At 66.1% G+C, this 14872-nt stretch carries 15 protein-coding genes; 11 read left to right on the forward strand and 4 right to left on the reverse strand.

The window, feature by feature from the left end; translation table 11 throughout:
* Nucleotides 1-209: 209 nt before the first annotated feature.
* The 5 genes from CJO11_RS12365 (at nt 210) to CJO11_RS12385 (ending at nt 6029) form a co-directional block, all read left to right on the forward strand.
* Nucleotides 210-1127: an alpha/beta fold hydrolase gene (locus tag CJO11_RS12365; protein ID WP_095012975.1), complete on the forward strand. Its 918-nt coding sequence runs from the start codon at nt 210-212 to the stop codon at nt 1125-1127.
* Entirely contained in the window at nt 1124-2281 is a 1158-nt protein-coding gene (locus tag CJO11_RS12370) for a glycosyltransferase family 4 protein (protein ID WP_095012976.1), read from the forward strand. The genes CJO11_RS12365 and CJO11_RS12370 overlap by 4 nt, the downstream gene beginning before the upstream one ends.
* Nucleotides 2282-2410: 129 nt before the next feature.
* Nucleotides 2411-3196 carry a tetratricopeptide repeat protein gene (locus CJO11_RS12375; protein WP_095012977.1) on the forward strand — a complete coding sequence of 262 codons (786 nt, stop codon included), beginning with the start codon at nt 2411-2413 and terminating at the stop codon, nt 3194-3196.
* 38 nt (nt 3197-3234) lie between these two features.
* A complete protein-coding gene (locus CJO11_RS12380; protein WP_095013404.1) occupies nt 3235-4578 on the forward strand; it encodes an outer membrane protein assembly factor BamB family protein in 1344 nt (447 codons plus the stop codon).
* Nucleotides 4579-4661: 83 nt separating this feature from the next.
* A complete protein-coding gene (locus tag CJO11_RS12385; RefSeq protein ID WP_095012978.1) occupies nt 4662-6029 on the forward strand; it encodes a methyltransferase family protein in 1368 nt (455 codons plus the stop codon).
* 6 nt (nt 6030-6035) lie between these two features.
* Here CJO11_RS12385 and CJO11_RS12390 read toward each other — a convergent pair whose 3' ends face one another.
* Genes CJO11_RS12390 through CJO11_RS12400 form a run of 3 tightly spaced genes read right to left on the reverse strand, consistent with a single transcriptional unit; the run spans nt 6036 to nt 8525 of the window.
* Nucleotides 6036-6335, reverse strand: coding sequence for a putative quinol monooxygenase (locus CJO11_RS12390; protein ID WP_095012979.1), 300 nt, complete (start codon nt 6333-6335; stop codon nt 6036-6038).
* A 22-nt stretch (nt 6336-6357) separates the two neighbouring features.
* The gene (locus CJO11_RS12395) at nt 6358-7728 is read right to left on the reverse strand and encodes a glutamate--cysteine ligase (protein WP_095012980.1); all 1371 of its coding nucleotides are present in this window, start codon (nt 7726-7728) and stop codon (nt 6358-6360) included.
* A 50-nt stretch (nt 7729-7778) separates the two neighbouring features.
* Nucleotides 7779-8525, reverse strand: coding sequence for a 16S rRNA (uracil(1498)-N(3))-methyltransferase (locus tag CJO11_RS12400; RefSeq protein WP_095012981.1), 747 nt, complete (start codon nt 8523-8525; stop codon nt 7779-7781).
* Nucleotides 8526-8564: 39 nt separating this feature from the next.
* Between CJO11_RS12400 and ubiA the strand changes: the two genes are divergently transcribed.
* Together ubiA and CJO11_RS12410 are read left to right on the forward strand one after the other, a co-directional pair.
* The gene (ubiA, locus tag CJO11_RS12405; protein ID WP_095012982.1) at nt 8565-9467 is read left to right on the forward strand and encodes a 4-hydroxybenzoate octaprenyltransferase; all 903 of its coding nucleotides are present in this window, start codon (nt 8565-8567) and stop codon (nt 9465-9467) included.
* Entirely contained in the window at nt 9467-10072 is a 606-nt protein-coding gene (locus CJO11_RS12410) for an SOS response-associated peptidase (protein ID WP_095012983.1), read from the forward strand. The genes ubiA and CJO11_RS12410 overlap by 1 nt, the downstream gene beginning before the upstream one ends.
* A gap of 10 nt (nt 10073-10082) precedes the next feature.
* On the opposite strand, the gene ubiG is transcribed toward CJO11_RS12410, so the two are convergent.
* A complete protein-coding gene (gene ubiG, locus CJO11_RS12415) occupies nt 10083-10844 on the reverse strand; it encodes a bifunctional 2-polyprenyl-6-hydroxyphenol methylase/3-demethylubiquinol 3-O-methyltransferase UbiG (protein WP_095012984.1) in 762 nt (253 codons plus the stop codon).
* Nucleotides 10845-10895: 51 nt separating this feature from the next.
* Here ubiG and CJO11_RS12420 point away from each other — a divergent pair, with 51 nt between their 5' ends.
* Genes CJO11_RS12420 through CJO11_RS12435 form a run of 4 tightly spaced genes read left to right on the forward strand, consistent with a single transcriptional unit; the run spans nt 10896 to nt 14869 of the window.
* Nucleotides 10896-12176, forward strand: a complete 1281-nt coding sequence (locus tag CJO11_RS12420; RefSeq protein WP_095012985.1) for an aspartate kinase — start codon at nt 10896-10898, stop codon at nt 12174-12176.
* A gap of 13 nt (nt 12177-12189) precedes the next feature.
* Nucleotides 12190-13365 carry a formate-dependent phosphoribosylglycinamide formyltransferase gene (gene purT, locus CJO11_RS12425; RefSeq protein WP_095012986.1) on the forward strand — a complete coding sequence of 392 codons (1176 nt, stop codon included), beginning with the start codon at nt 12190-12192 and terminating at the stop codon, nt 13363-13365.
* Between the two features lie 50 nt (nt 13366-13415).
* Entirely contained in the window at nt 13416-14423 is a 1008-nt protein-coding gene (locus tag CJO11_RS12430; protein ID WP_095012987.1) for an NAD(P)H-dependent flavin oxidoreductase, read from the forward strand.
* Nucleotides 14424-14464: 41 nt separating this feature from the next.
* Nucleotides 14465-14869, forward strand: a complete 405-nt coding sequence (locus CJO11_RS12435) for a VOC family protein (protein WP_095012988.1) — start codon at nt 14465-14467, stop codon at nt 14867-14869.
* The last annotated feature ends 3 nt before the right edge of the window (nt 14870-14872 follow it).

Here is a 14872-nt window from a genome sequence, read left to right on the forward strand (position 1 = left end):
CCGAGGACGCGATCCTGCGCAACCATGATGAACATTTCCGAAACCGGGCCTTACGTCGAGTACGAAGACCGTTCAAGCCAAGTTGGCGTGCGGTTCGCTCTCGCGGCTTGCAGACGGGCGCACAGCGCGCGATAGGAGGGGCAGCAGGCGCCGACGCGGCGTTCGCGCTTCGCACGATTTGTACCTAGCCATGGATACCCGGCCCGCAGATGGACAGCGTCAAGGCATCAGCAGACATCGCGCAGCCCTACCCGGCGAACGGCGACCGGTCGTGGGCCGACCGCACCTGGCCGACTCAGGATCGACTCGATCTGCATTTCCGCGACTATCCCGGCAGCAGCGATCGCCCGCCGGTGATCTGCCTGCACGGGCTGACCCGGAACGCGCGCGATTTCGCTGTGCTGGCGGATTCGATCGCGGAGGAGTGGCGGGTGCTCGTTCCCGAGATGCGCGGGCGTGGCCAGTCGGACTATGCGAAGGATCCGGCGAGCTACAACCCGCTGCAGTATGCCGCGGACCTCAAGGAGCTGCTGGCGCAAGAGGGCATCGACCGGTTCGTGGCGATCGGCACTTCGCTCGGCGGGCTGATGACGATGCTGCTGGCCTTGACCGAGCCCGAGCGGATCGCCGGGGCGCTGCTCAACGACGTCGGTCCGGTGCTGTCACCCGAGGGTATTGCGCAAATTTCCGAATATGTCGGGCAGGGGCGCAGCTTTCCCACGTGGATGCACGCCGCGCGCGCGCTCGAAGCGCAGCACAACGGTGCGCATCCCGACTTCACGATCGACGACTGGCTGGCGATGGCCAAGCGCGTAATGCAGCTCGGTGCGGGCGGGCGGATTGCGTTCGATTACGACATGGCAATCGGTGACGCCTTTGTCGCGGGCAATGCCGAGCAGAGCGACGCCCCCGATATGTGGCCGGCTTTCGAAGCGCTCGCGGGGCGGCCGCTGGCACTGGTGCGCGGCGAGTTGTCGCAATTGCTGTCCACCGAAACCGCCGCTGAAATGAAGCGGCGGGTCCCCGAGCTCGATGTGGTCGTGATACCGCGCACCGGCCACGCGCCGCTGCTGACCGAGCCGCAGGCGCAAGCGGCTGTCGAATCGCTGCTCGCAAAGATCGCATGACCGACCGGGCCGACGACTGCGGGCCGCCGCGCATCCTGCACTTGCACTCGACCTTCGCGGCGGGCGGCAAGGAGCGGCGCGCAGTGCGGCTGATGAACGCATTCGGCGAACATGTCTCGCACGCGGTGGTGTCCGGCGTTCCCGGCGAACTGTCCGCTGCGAACGAGATCGATTCGGGCGTCGATGTCGATTATCCCGACGAATTCCCGGCGCTGAGCGGCAAGCCGACCCCGTGGCGCTTGCAGGCGATGGCGCAAGCGATGGCGGGATACGACCTCGTGCTGACCTACAACTGGGGTGCGATGGACGCGGTGATGGCGCATACGCTGTTCGGCAAGGCGATAGCGTTGCCGCCGCTGATCCACCACGAAGACGGGTTCAATGCCGACGAGCAATTGAAGCTCAAACGTGGGCGCAACTGGTACCGGCGGATCGCGTTGGGACGGGCGAGCGGGCTGGTGGTGCCCTCCGAGACGCTCGAGGGAATTGCGCTTACCACCTGGTCGCAACCGTTCGGACGGGTCCGGCGGATACCCAACGGGATCGACACCGCAGCATTCGCGGCGAAACCCAAGCCCGATGCCTTGCGCGGCGTGATCAAGCACGAGGGAGAGCTGTGGGTCGGTACGGTGGCCGGGCTGCGTTCGGTCAAGGCGCTGCCTCGGCTGGTGCGCGCGTTCGCCGCCTTGCCCGAGCCGTGGCAGCTTGTGATCGTCGGCGAGGGCAATGAACTCGATGCCATCCGCGCGGAAGCATCGCATCTCGGGGTCGATCACCGGCTGCATTTGCCCGGATTCGTGCCCGATCCGGCAAACTATATAGGGCTGTTCGATATCTTCGCGCTCTCGTCGCTGAGCGAACAGTTCCCGATCTCGCTGGTCGAAGCGATGGCCGCCGGATTGCCCGCAGCGGCCCCCGCGGTCGGTGACATCAGGGAGATGGTTGCCGAGGAGAACGAACCCTTCATCGTCGAGCCGGGAGACATCGCAGCGCTTTCGATGGCGCTGGTGTCACTGGCGGCCGATGGCGACCTGCGCCGTTCCGTAGGAGAAGCCAACCGGGCCAAGGCGCGCGCAGAGTTTGACGAAGCCAAGATGATCGCAGCCTATCGCCGGCTCTATTCGAGCGCGCTCGGCCGCGAGATTCCTGCCTAAAACGGCGCGTACCGCCTTCACCTGCAGTTCACACGGGCGGGGACAGTCTGGCTTTGCGATTGAATTGACCCGGCTATCGTCTAAAGACCCCTCCACCCATTACCGGCAACCAACGGAGCGAGCCCCCAAGTGGCCCTGACACCCGGCAAATCCCTTTCTCGAGAAGAAAAGCGCGCCCAGCAGCGCGCCGCCGAAGACGAGGTCCTGCTGCGCGAGGTCGACGATGCCGTCCGGCAAGACCAGTATGCGGATTTCTACCGCCGCTACGGGAAGGCGATCATCGGCCTGGTGATTCTCGGCCTTGCCGCATTCGGCGGTTACCTGTGGTATCAGGAGCACCTCAACGCGCAGCGCGAGACGGCGTCCGAAACACTGGTCACCGCGCTCGACCAGGTCCAGGCGCGCAACCTTGCGACCGGCGACAAGGACCTTGCTCCGATTCTCGAAGGCAATGACGAGGGCGCGAAAACGGCTGCGCAGATGCTCAAGGCGGGCATCGCGATGGAGCAGAAGAAGCCGGCCGACGCGGCCAAGCTGTTCGAAGCGGTGGCTGCCGACCCCAAGGCACCCAAGCCGATGCGCGATGCCGCCACGGTGCGCGCGGTTGCAGCCAGTTACGATACGATGAAGCCGGCCGACGTGATCGCCCGGCTCCAGCCGCTGGCAGTGCCCGGATCGCCGTGGTTCGGCAGCGCCGGGGAAATGGTCGCGATGGCCTATCTCGACCAGGGCAAGAATGCCGAAGCGGGCAAGCTGTTTTCCAGCATTGCGGAAGACAAGGACACCCCCGACACTCTGAAGAGCAGGGCGCGCCAGATGGCCGGACTGCTGGGGGTCGATTCGATCAAGGATGTCGACACCGTGATCAAGCAGCCGGGGATCAATTCCGAAGTAGCAGGCGGCCCGGCACAATGACGGCGCGCGCGACACCGATGACAGGGAATACACGAGCGATGACGGCGAGGGTTTTATCGACGACTGGGCGGGTAGTGCTGATCCTGGCGCTCGCGACCAGCGTTGCGGGCTGCAAGGTGTTTGGCGGCAAGGGACCGCGCACGACACCGACGATCGGCAACCGCCTTCCGATCCTGTCACAGATCGAAAACGGGGCCAAGGTCGATCCGGGGCTGGCCGGGATTTCGGTCGTGCTGCCGCCGCCGACTGACAATCCCGACTGGGCGCAGGCCGGCGGCACCGCGAACAAGGGGCCGGGCAACCTCGCGCTGGCCGACAACCCGCAACGGATCTGGACCGCGCAGGTCGCCGGTTCGACCGATCGCCGCCGCCTCGCCGCCGCACCGGTGGTCGGGGGCGGCAAGCTGTTCGTGTCCGACACCGACGGGGTAGTGAGCGCGTTCGATGCCAACACCGGGGCGAAGGTGTGGTCCGACAAGACCGAGCTCGATGGCGCACCTGCGGCGGCCAACTTCGGCGGCGGCGTCAGCTACGCCAACGGCCATGTCTATGCCACCAACGGGGTTGGCGAAGTGGTCGCGCTGGACGCCAATACCGGCAACGAGATCTGGCGTGTCCACCCGGCGGGCCCGCTGCGCGGGGCGCCGACGATCGCATTCGGTTCGGTCTACGTGATGACGCAGGACAACCAGATCTTCGCGCTCGCTGAAACCGATGGGTCGGTGCAGTGGCAGGAATCGGGATCGAGCGCGCAGACCGGCGTGTTCGGCGTGGCAGCTCCGGCTGCCGGCCAGGGCACGGTGGTTGCCGGATACTCGACTGGCGAACTGGTCGCCTATCGCTACGAAAACGGCCGGGTACTGTGGTCCGATGCACTCGCGCGGACGTCAATTTCGACCGAGGTCGGTGCGCTGACCGACATCGATGCCGATCCGATCATCGACCGTGGCCGGGTCTACGCACTGGGCCAGGGCGGCCGCATGGCGGCTTACGAGCTGGTCACCGGCCAACGCATCTGGGAACTCAACCTCGCAGGCATTTCTACACCGGCGGTTTCGGGCGAGTGGATCTTCACGCTGACCGACCAGGGCAAACTTCTGGCGATCTCGCGCAACACAGGAAAGGTGCGGTGGATCGCCGACCTGCCGCGCTACAAGAACGAAAAGAAGAAGAAGGACGCGATCTTCTGGCGCGGACCGGTGCTGGCGGGCAACCAGCTGTGGGTCGTCAACACACTGGGGCAAGTCTGGACCGTGAGCGTAGGCGAAGGCTCCGCCGCAAGCTGGCAGCGGCTCAATGGGCCGGTATCGCTGCCGCCGATCGTGGCCAATAAAACGCTCTATATCCTCGACGACAGCGGACGGATCTACGCCTTCCGCTGATCCTTCGGCAGGCGCGGGATAAAGTGTTCGGGCGGAACAGGTTTCCGGCCTCTTAACCCTTTTGCCTTACGGGTTGCCCGCACATGAGCGAGCAATCCGCCTCCCTTCCGGCGCAGCGCCCCGCGAGCGACGTTTCGGCAGCTGTCGGCCTGGCCGGCCTGGCCGGGCTGTTCGTGTGGGTGATGTTCTGCCGTCATTGGCCGTATCTCGTCGACACCTTCGGCCTGCCGGGGCCCCACGCACGGCTCGACGGGCCGTATGCCGCGCTCACCTCGCTGGTGTTCGTGGCGCTGCCGATGGTCGCGGTCTCGCTGATCAAGGACAAGGTCCACTTGCGTCCGTCGACCGGGATCGACTGGGCCCGCCCGCATTCGCTGGCCGAAGTCGCCGAGGTCTCGATCATCAAGCTCGGCGGGCTGTGGGCGACGTGGGCCGGAATCGGCCTGATGTACGGCCTCGCAAGGTGGTACTGGAGCGGCGACTACCTGTTCGCAATGGAAGTGATCGGGTATGCGGCCGCTCCGCTTTTCGTGCTCTCGATCCCTTATGTGCTGTGGCTCGACCGCTACCTCGTCAATCCGCGCGACCATGCGTGGCACTTCGGAGCCATGCTGCTTCGCCACGGCAATTACGACATCGCCGAAGTGAAGAAGCACTGGCGTGCGTGGATCATCAAGGGGTTCTTCGGCGCGTTCATGATCTCGATCCTGCCCGGCGGGTTCCAAGGCGTGGTCAACACCGATTTCGGCGCGATCGCCGCCAACCCGGTGGAGATCGGCATGGCACTGGTCAGCCTGCTCTTCCTGATCGACGTGCAGGTCGGGACTGTCGGTTACCTCGTGACGATGCGCCCGCTCGACGCGCACATCCGCAGCGGCAACCCGTTCCTTGCCGGGTGGGTCGCTGCGTTGCTGTGCTATCCGCCGCTCAACGGTATCGGAGTGCTCGACTACGGCGTGGGCACGCCGGGGATGGCGGAAAACAACTGGACCTTCTGGTTCGCCGGGCACCCCGGGGTAATGTGGGTATGGGCTGCGCTGCTGACCGGGCTGACCGGCTACTACGCCTGGGCGACGGTCGCCTTCGGGTTACGGTTCTCCAACCTGACCTATCGCGGAGTGATCACCAATGGCCCCTATGCCTTCACCCGGCACCCGGCATACCTTGCGAAAAACACCTTCTGGTGGCTTTCGACGCTGCCGTTCCTCGTCACCGACGGATCGACGGTCGACGCGGTGCGCAATGGCTTCTTCCTCGCTTGCGTCAGCGGTATCTACTACTGGCGCGCGCGGACCGAAGAGATGCACTTGCTGTCTGAAGACGCCAAGTACCGCGCATACCACGCTTGGATGGCTGAACACGGGGCGATCACCGCACGGCTCCGCAAGTTGTTGCGGGGCGAGTGGCTGCGCAGGCCGGCAGCGCCGGCCATTCCCGAACCCGCCGAGTAATTCCCGCTAGATCGGGAGGCCTTCGTCGGCCTGGTGCAGCTTGAGGTCGCGGTCGCTCAGCCCGAGATCGCCCGCCGCAGCGCGCCATTCGGCCATGTGCGCCGACTTGCCGTGCGCCTTGACCGCATCGCTGTCTCGCCATGCTTCCGAAATATGGATCAGCCCGGGATCGAGGATGTCGCGGGCGAAGCCGTAGCGGATGCAGCCGTCTTCCTTGAGCGTGGCGGAAATCATCTTTTTCATCGCGGGCAGGCCTTGCTCGTACTTGTCTTCGGGTATCCGCACGGTTCCCATGATCAGGATCATCGCTCTCTCCGCTTTGTCTTGGTTAGAAACTGTATTGGTAGACCTTCGTCACGTCGCCGCCCCATTCCCCGTCGTACATGTCGAGCAGGCGCTGGGCAGGGACCTTGCCGCTCTCGACGATCTCGTCGAGCGTCTCGAGGAAGCCGGTCTCGTTGTCGCCACCCGAATTGAGCCGGGCGCGGGCCTTGAGGCCGCTTCGGGCAATTGCGAGCACTTCGGGGGCGATGTCGCGCAGCGTCCTGCCGCCGGGGATCGGCGCGTCGAGCGCCAGCTTGGGCACCGAAGAACGGAGCGCCTCGCGCTCTTCCATCGTCCAGTCCTTGACGAGGTCCCACGCGGCATCGAGCGCGCCCTGGTCGTAGAGCAGCCCGACCCACAGCGCGGGCAGGGCGCAAATCCGGTTCCACGGCCCACCGTCTGCGCCGCGCATTTCGAGGAACGACTTGAGGCGCACCTCGGGAAATGCGGTGGAAAGATGGTCCATCCAGTCGCCTGCTGTCGGCTTCTCGCCGGGTAACGCGGGCAGCTTGCCGTCGAGGAAGTCGCGGAAGCTCTGCCCTGCGGCGTCGATGTACTTCCCGTCGCGGAACACGAAGTACATCGGCACGTCGAGCATGTAGTCGACATAGCGCTCGTAGCCGAACCCCTCCTCGAACACGAACGGCAGCATCCCGGTGCGCGCGGGATCGGTGTCCGACCAGATGTGACTGCGATAGCTGAGGAAACCGTTGGGCTTGCCTTCAGTGAACGGCGAATTGGCGAACAGCGCGGTCGCTAGCGGCTGCAGCGCCAGGCTGGTGCGGAACTTCTGCGCCATGTCGGCTTCGCTCGAATAATCGAGGTTCACCTGGATGGTGCAGGTCCGCAGCATCATGTCGAGGCCGAGCGAGCCCACGCGCGGCATATGCCGCAGCATGATCGCGTAGCGGCCCTTGGGCATGATCGGCAGTTCATCGCGGGTCTTGTCGGGCCACATGCCGAGGCCCAGGAAACCCACCCCGAACTTGTCGCCGATCGCTTTCACCTGTTCGAGGTGGCGGCCGGTTTCGGCGCAGGTCTGGTGGATATTTTCAAGCGGCGCGCCCGAGAGTTCGAGCTGCCCGGCGGGTTCGAGGCTGACGGTTCCGTCGTCACCGCTCATTGCGATGACCTTGCCACCCTCGATCACCGGCTGCCAGCCAAACTCCTGCAATGCCAGCAGGATATCGCGGATACCTCCGGGTTCGTCGTAACTCGGGGCAGCGAAATCCTTGCGCCGGAATACGAGCTTCTCGTGCTCGGTGCCGATGCGCCACTTGTCCTTTGGCTTGGCACCTTCGGCGAGGGGGGCAACGAGCTGGTCGCGGCTCTCTATGACCGGATCGGCCTGGTTGGAAGTGGTCCGCGTGCTCATGGTCAGTGGCCCTACGCAACCGAATGTTTGCGCGCCAGCGAATTATTCTTTCAGGTCCAGTCGCCAGCCGACGCCATCCACACGGCCATTGCGGCGATCGCTGCGGTCTCGCCGCGCAGGATTCGCGGGCCGAGCGAAATGGGGTGGGCTTGGGGATGCGCGCGGATCGCCTCGCGCTCGGCATCGTCGAACCCGCCCTCCGGGCCGACCAGCAGGGCGGCAGAGCCGGCGTGCGCCTTGAAGGCTGCCTGCGCGGGCTCGCCGCCCAGTTCGTCGGCAAAGAACAGCGCGCGGCCCGCGGGCCAATCCCGCAGCAGCGTATCGAGCGAAACCGGTTCGGCAAGCACTGGCAGCGCAGTGCGCGCGCATTGCTCTGCGGCTTCGATGGTAACGGTGCGCGCGCGTTCCACGTTGAGCTTGTCGGCCACGCAGCGACGGGTCACGATCGGGTGGATCGCCGCCACGCCCAGTTCGGTGGCCTTTTCGAGCACGAGGTCGAAGCGATCCTTCTTGAGCAGCGCAGGGCACAGCCACAGGTCGGGCACGGCCTCCCGCTCACGCAGCCGCTCGACTGGGTCGAGCACGACTGCGCGCTTGCCCACCGAAATTGCCCTTGCCGCCCATTCGCCGGTCGCGTCGTCGCACAGGATCACCGCGTCGCCTTCGCCAACCCGCATCACGCGAGCGAGGTAGTGCGCCTGGTTGCCCTCGATGGTTACTGCCTGCCCGGCAGCGAGCGGCGGCGCGACAAACAGGCGCGGGGCGCTGCGGGGCGGCCAGGCGGGAGTAGCGGGCATCCCTTTGCAGGTGGCACGGCGAGCGTTAGTGGACAAGGGATGACCGACCAAATCGTCCCCGATACCGAGCACCGAGGGCTGGTGGCGCGCTTGCCGCAGCTGCCGCGCGATCTTGCGCAGCTCGCCCGGTTCGACCGGCCGATCGGCTGGTGGTTGCTGTTCTGGCCGTGCGCGTGGGGTGTCTGGCTTTCGGGCGGCGGCGCGCAGCTGGCACTGGTGGCGTGGATGCTGCTCGGCTCGATCGCGATGCGCGGGGCGGGGTGCGTTTACAACGATATCGTCGATGCCGATCTGGACCGGCAAGTCGCCCGAACCGCTGTCCGCCCGGTGGCGAGTGGGCGGGTGAGCCTTGCGCCCGCATGGTGCTGGCTGCTCGCACTGTGCGCGGTCGGCCTCGTCGTGCTGTTGCAACTGAGGTGGCAAGCGCAGCTGGTCGCGCTGGGCAGTCTCGCGCTGGTCGCCGCCTATCCGTTCATGAAGCGGATCACCTGGTGGCCGCAGGCGTGGCTGGGGCTGGTGTTCACCTGGGGCGCACCAGTCGGCTGGTTCGCGCTGCGAAGCGACCGGCTCGATGTGCTGGCTGCGCTCTACGGCGGGGCGATCCTGTGGTGTGTTGGTTACGACACGATATACGCCTTGCAGGATCGCGAGGACGACGCGCTCGTCGGCATCCGCTCGAGCGCGTTGCGGCTCGGCGGCCACGTGAAGGCCGGCGTGTGGGGGTTCTATGGTGGGGCCGTCGCGCTGTGGGCGTTTGCCTTCTGGTTGCTGCGGCACGACTGGGTCGCGCTGCTCGCACTGCTACCAGTCGCGCTGCACTTGGTCTGGCAGGCGGCGAGCCTCGATCCGGCGGATGCCGACAACCCGCTCGCCCGCTTCCGCTCGAACCGCTTTGCCGGGGCGCTGATGGCAGCGGCCTGCCTGGTGGTGGGGGCCAGCTGATGTGCAACCTCTACCGCATGACCAAGAACCCGGATGAGGTCGCGCGGTGGTTCGGGGCCGACAACGCCGCGCAGGGCAGCAACTTCGGCGCGGAAGTCTATCCCGGCTATCCGGGGCTGGTGGTGGCCGAAGGCGCGGTGCGGCAGATGGCGTGGGGCTTCCCGCTGGCGCTCAAGGGCAAGCATGGCCAGCCGCTCAAGCCCAAGCCGGTCAACAACGCCCGCGAAGACAAGCTCTCCGGCCCGTTCTGGCGCGACAGCTTCGTGCACCGGCGCTGCCTCATCCCGGTGGTGGCATGGGCCGAGGCCGAAGGCGCGAAAGGAGCCAAGACCCGCACCTGGTACGGCCTGCCGCATCATGAGCTGTTCGCGGTGGCCGGGTTATGGCGCCCGACCGCCGAATGGGGCGACGCCTACACTATGGTGATGGTCGATTCGTGCCCCGACATGGCCGAAGTGCACGACCGGATGCCGACCATCCTCCACCGCGAGAGCTGGGACCGGTGGCTGCATGGCTCTCCCGAAGAGGCCTTTGCGCTGTGCCGCCCGTGGGACGATACGCTGGCGGTCGACCGGACCAACCAGCCGTGGGGCGGGTGGAAGTAGGGTCGGTGCCCTATGCGGCCCGCCTCGCGCTGACGATGTAATTCAGCGACAGGTCGCCGGACAGCTGCAGGCCCTTGAGCGGCGAGAACGCGATTCCTTGCGGTTCGTTCATCTCCAGCCCTGCCTCGGCGAGCAACTCGTGCAGTTCGTCCGGAGTGATGAAATCGTCCCAATGGTGTGTGCCGCGCGGGATCATCCCGGTCGCTTCCGCCGCACCGACCAGCAGCAGGCGGCTCGCCGGGGTGCGGTTGGGGGTGGAAAGGATCAGCAGCCCGCCGGGCGCGAGGCGTTTGGCGAGCGCGGCGGCGAATGCAGGCTTGTCTGCCACATGTTCGATCACTTCCATTGCAGTGACCAAATCGAATTCGCCGATGTCGAGCGCGGCGACTTCGCCCGCCATGTAGCGCACGTCCATCTTCATCGCTTCGGCATGGGCGGCAGCAGCGGCGATATTCTCCGGCGCAGCGTCGACCCCGGTGACGTCCGCGCCCAGCCGGGCGAGCGGTTCGCAAAGCAATCCAGCGCCGCAACCGACATCGAGTGCGGACTTGCCCGCCAGCGGCCGCAGGGTGTCGCTTTCGCTCGCCCAGTGCCGGTCGATCGCCGCGCGCACGAATTGCAGCCGCACCGGATTGATCCGGTGGAGCATCGCGGACGAACCCTTCGGATCCCACCATTCGCTCGCCAGCTTGCCGAAATGCGCGGCTTCATCGGGGCGGATCGTTTGCCCGCCAGTAGAAGACCTATCGCGCTCGCGTGTTGCATCGACCATGACACACCCCTAACAGCGCGCCGAAACCTCTTCCAGCGGGAGTTGCGAGACTTGGCACGGATCGTGATGAAATTCGGCGGCACTTCGATGGCCGGGACCGAGCGCATCCGCCGGGTGGCCAATATCGTGCGCAAGCAGGCCGCGAATGGCGACGAGGTGGCGGTGGTCGTCTCCGCGATGGCGGGCGAGACCGACCGTCTGGTCAACTTCTGCCGCGAAGCCAACCCGCTCTACGATCCCGCCGAATACGACGTGGTTGTCGCCAGCGGCGAGCAAGTGACCAGCGGGCTGCTCGCGCTCACGCTGCAGGCGCTGGGCTGCAAGGCGCGCAGCTGGCTCGGCTGGCAGCTGCCGGTTCACACGATCGAAGCGCACGCCAAGGCTCGGATCGAGGAGATCGAGAGCGACGCGTTGCTGGCCAGCATGGCGGCGGGCGAGATCGCGGTGATCCCCGGCTTCCAGGGAATCGGCGACGACGGCCGGGTGACAACGCTCGGGCGCGGCGGTTCGGATACCTCGGCGGTTGCAGTGGCGGCGGCGATCGGTGCCGACCGCTGCGACATCTACACCGACGTCGACGGGGTTTACACCACCGACCCGCGGATCGTCGCCAAGGCGCGCAAGCAGAAGGCGGTGACCTACGAGGAAATGCTCGAGCTTGCTTCGGTCGGCGCGAAGGTCTTGCAAACCCGCTCGGTGGGGCTCGCGATGAAGGAGGGCGTGCGGGTGCAGGTGCTCTCCAGCTTTATCGGCGACGATGCGATACCCGCAGACGATTTGCCCGGCACGATGATCGTGTCGGAAGAAGAAATGGAACAGATCCTGGAGGACGGCCAGATGGAACGCCAGCACGTGACCGGCATCGCGCACGACAAGAACGAAGCCAAGATCATCCTCACCCGCGTGCCCGACAAGCCGGGCGCGGTGGCGCATATCTTCGAACCGCTGGCCGATGCCAGCATCAACGTCGACATGATCATCCAGAACGTCGGCCGCGACAAGGGCGAGACCGACGTGACCTTCACCGTGCCGCAGACCGACTTGCCGCGCGCGCAGGCGCTGCTGGAAGACCGCCGGGGGGACATCGGCTTCAACCGCATCATCACCGACAGCCACGTCGCCAAGATCAGCGTCGTCGGGGTGGGCATGAAGAGCCACGCGGGTGTCGCCGCGACGATGTTCAAGGCGCTGGCCGATCGCGGGATCAACATCCAGGCGATCTCCACTTCGGAGATCAAGGTCAGCGTGATGATCGACGAGGACGAGACCGAACTGGCAGTGCGCGTGCTGCATACCGCATACGGACTCGACGCCGAGGACGAGGCAGCCTGAGGAACGCATCGCGATGAGCCACACCGCCACGATCCTGCTGCTCGGCTCTGGCGAACTGGGGCGCGAATTCGTGATTTCGGCCAAGCGGCTTGGCGCGAAGGTCATCGCCTGCGATGCCTACGACAACGCACCGGCGATGCAATTGGCGGACGGGCGCGAGGTGTTCTCGATGCTCGACGGGGAGACCCTGCGGGCAGTCGCGGAGAAATACCGACCCGACTACATCGTGCCCGAGATCGAAGCGATCCGCACCGAAGTGCTCGCCGAGCTTGAGGCCGAAGGCTTCAACGTGGTCCCCTCCGCCCGCGCGGTGCAGCTGACGATGAACCGCGACGCGATCCGCGATCTTGCCGCGGGCGAGCTGGGCCTCACCACCTCGCGCTATCGCTATGCCGAAAGCCTCGACGAAGTGCGCGAGGCGGCAGAGTTCACCGGCTTCCCCTGCGTGATCAAGCCGGTGATGTCGTCGAGCGGCAAGGGCCAATCGACCGTGCAGGACGCAGCCGGACTGGAAGCGGCACGGGACTATGCGGTTGCCGGGATGCGCGGCGACCGCGCGCGGGTGATCGTCGAGGCGTTCGTCGATTTCGACTACGAGATCACCCTGTTGACGGTGCGCCACAAGGATGGCGTCAGCTTCTGCCCTCCGATCGGTCACCGGCAGGAACGCGGCGACTACCAGGAAAGCTGGCAACCGATGCCGATGAGCGAAGCGGCGATCGCATCGGCGCAGGAAATGGCGCGCAAAGTCGTCGAAAATCTCGGCGGCGGCGGGCGCGGCTGGGGGCTGTTCGGGGTCGAGTTCTTCGTCAAGGGCGACACGGTGATCTTCTCCGAACTCAGCCCGCGGCCGCACGATACCGGGATGGTCACTCTGGCGAGCCAGAACCTCAGCGAGTTCGACCTCCATGCCCGCGCGATCATGGGCCTGCCGATCCCCGACACGATCCGCGCGCGTCCGTCCGCTTCGGCGGTGATCCTCGCCGACCGCGACGCGCAGGAATTGTCCTACTCCGGACTCGACGATGCGCTGGCGGCGCCGGGCACCGACGTGCGGATCTTCGCCAAGCCGACCAGCCGCCCGTACCGCCGGATGGGCGTGGCGCTGGCGACTGCGGGCGATGTCGACGAAGCGCGGCGCAAGGCCCGAGATGCCGCGGCGAAGGTTCACATAAGCTACGGCGCCTGAAGAAAACGCGGGCGCTTGCCGCCTTGCGCGCGCTCACCTAGAGGCGCGCGATGGCTTACGCAAAGACCCACGCGCTGATGAAGCGCGGCACTGAATTCCTCGGCACCGAGCACGCGATCCTGTGCGGCGCGATGAGCTGGGTGTCCGAACGCAACCTCGTCTCAGCGATTTCCAACGCGGGCGGGTTCGGCGTGATCGCCTGCGGGGCGATGACGCCGGAGCTGCTCGATGCCGAGATTGCCGCGACCAAGGCGATGACGGACAAACCGTTCGGCGTGAACCTCATAACCATGCACCCGCAGCTGTTCGACCTGATCGCAGTATGCGCCAAGCACGGGGTGGGCCACGTGGTGCTGGCGGGCGGGATCCCGCCCAAGGGCAGCGTCGAAGCGATCAAGGCGTTCGGCGCGAAAGTCATCGTGTTCGCTCCAACATTGGCGCTGGCGAAGAAGCTGCTGCGTTCCGGTGGGGACGCGCTGGTGATCGAGGGAATGGAAGCCGGTGGCCATATCGGCCCGGTCAGCACGAGCGTGCTGGCGCAGGAATTCCTGCCCGCGCTGAGCGAGGAGCATATCGTGTTCGTCGCCGGCGGGATCGGCCGGGGCGAAGCGATCGCCGGATATCTCGAAATGGGCGCGGTCGGGGTGCAGCTTGGCACCCGTTTCGCCTGCGCGACCGAATCGATCGCGCACCCCGATTTCAAGAAGGCGTTCTTCCGTGCGGGCGCGCGCGATGCGGTCGCCAGCGTGCAGGTCGATCCGCGCCTGCCGGTGATCCCGGTCCGCGCGCTCAAGAACAAGGGCACCGAGGAATTCACCGCCAAACAGCGCGAAGTCGCGCAGCTGCTCGACGATGGCGCAGTCGAAATGGCCGAAGCGCAGCTGCAGATCGAACATTACTGGGCGGGCGCACTGCGCCGTGCGGTGATCGACGGCGACATCGAGAACGGTAGCCTCATGGCGGGCCAGTCGGTCGGCATGGTCAAGGAAGAGCAGCCGGTGGCCGAAATCATGGCGCAGCTGATGGGCGAATGCGAAGCGGCACTTGCCCGCCGCTAAGCGCGGTTGCTAGATTGCCTGCCTAGCGAGAGGGCAGGCCCATGATCGTCGAACGCCTCGACCACGTGAACATCATCACCGACCGGCTGGCGGAGACCGCCCGGTTCTATGCCGAATTGCTCGACCTGGAGGAGCGCGACGGTCCGCCGCCGCTGGCGCCCGAGCAGGTCCGCTGGATGTACGACCAGGCGGGCAACGCGATCCTGCATCTCAATTCGGTCGATTGCCCGCGCGCGTTCGAGCGAGAGGTCGAGCCGGGGAGCGAGACCGGGGCGATCCACCACGTCGCACTGCGCTGCGGCGATTTCGACGAAGTGCGCGCCCGGCTCGATGCGCGCGGGGCGGACTATGCGATCAATGACCTGTCGTCGATCGGGCTGCGCCAGATCTTCACTCCCGATCCCAACAACGTGCTGCTGGAATTGAACTTTTTCGCCAGCGCCTGAGCG

The organism is Tsuneonella mangrovi (genome assembly GCF_002269345.1).
GTDB classification, from domain to species: domain Bacteria; phylum Pseudomonadota; class Alphaproteobacteria; order Sphingomonadales; family Sphingomonadaceae; genus Tsuneonella; species Tsuneonella mangrovi.

Bases quoted from the DNA above. Each gene is read 5' to 3' on its own strand.
- CJO11_RS12400 (WP_095012981.1), bottom strand. From the start codon at position 8,525: ATGCCCGCTACTCCCGCCTGGCCGCCCCGCAGCGCCCCGCGCCTGTTT.
- CJO11_RS12365 (WP_095012975.1), top strand. From the start codon at position 210: ATGGACAGCGTCAAGGCATCAGCAGACATCGCGCAGCCCTACCCGGCG.
- CJO11_RS12390 (WP_095012979.1), bottom strand. From the start codon at position 6,335: ATGATCCTGATCATGGGAACCGTGCGGATACCCGAAGACAAGTACGAG.
- purT (WP_095012986.1), top strand. From the start codon at position 12,190: ATGAGCCACACCGCCACGATCCTGCTGCTCGGCTCTGGCGAACTGGGG.
- CJO11_RS12370 (WP_095012976.1), top strand. From the start codon at position 1,124: ATGACCGACCGGGCCGACGACTGCGGGCCGCCGCGCATCCTGCACTTG.
- CJO11_RS12395 (WP_095012980.1), bottom strand. From the start codon at position 7,728: ATGAGCACGCGGACCACTTCCAACCAGGCCGATCCGGTCATAGAGAGC.
- CJO11_RS12430 (WP_095012987.1), top strand. From the start codon at position 13,416: ATGGCTTACGCAAAGACCCACGCGCTGATGAAGCGCGGCACTGAATTC.
- ubiG (WP_095012984.1), bottom strand. From the start codon at position 10,844: ATGGTCGATGCAACACGCGAGCGCGATAGGTCTTCTACTGGCGGGCAA.
- CJO11_RS12435 (WP_095012988.1), top strand. From the start codon at position 14,465: ATGATCGTCGAACGCCTCGACCACGTGAACATCATCACCGACCGGCTG.
- ubiA (WP_095012982.1), top strand. From the start codon at position 8,565: ATGACCGACCAAATCGTCCCCGATACCGAGCACCGAGGGCTGGTGGCG.
- CJO11_RS12380 (WP_095013404.1), top strand. From the start codon at position 3,235: ATGACGGCGAGGGTTTTATCGACGACTGGGCGGGTAGTGCTGATCCTG.
- CJO11_RS12385 (WP_095012978.1), top strand. From the start codon at position 4,662: ATGAGCGAGCAATCCGCCTCCCTTCCGGCGCAGCGCCCCGCGAGCGAC.
- CJO11_RS12410 (WP_095012983.1), top strand. From the start codon at position 9,467: ATGTGCAACCTCTACCGCATGACCAAGAACCCGGATGAGGTCGCGCGG.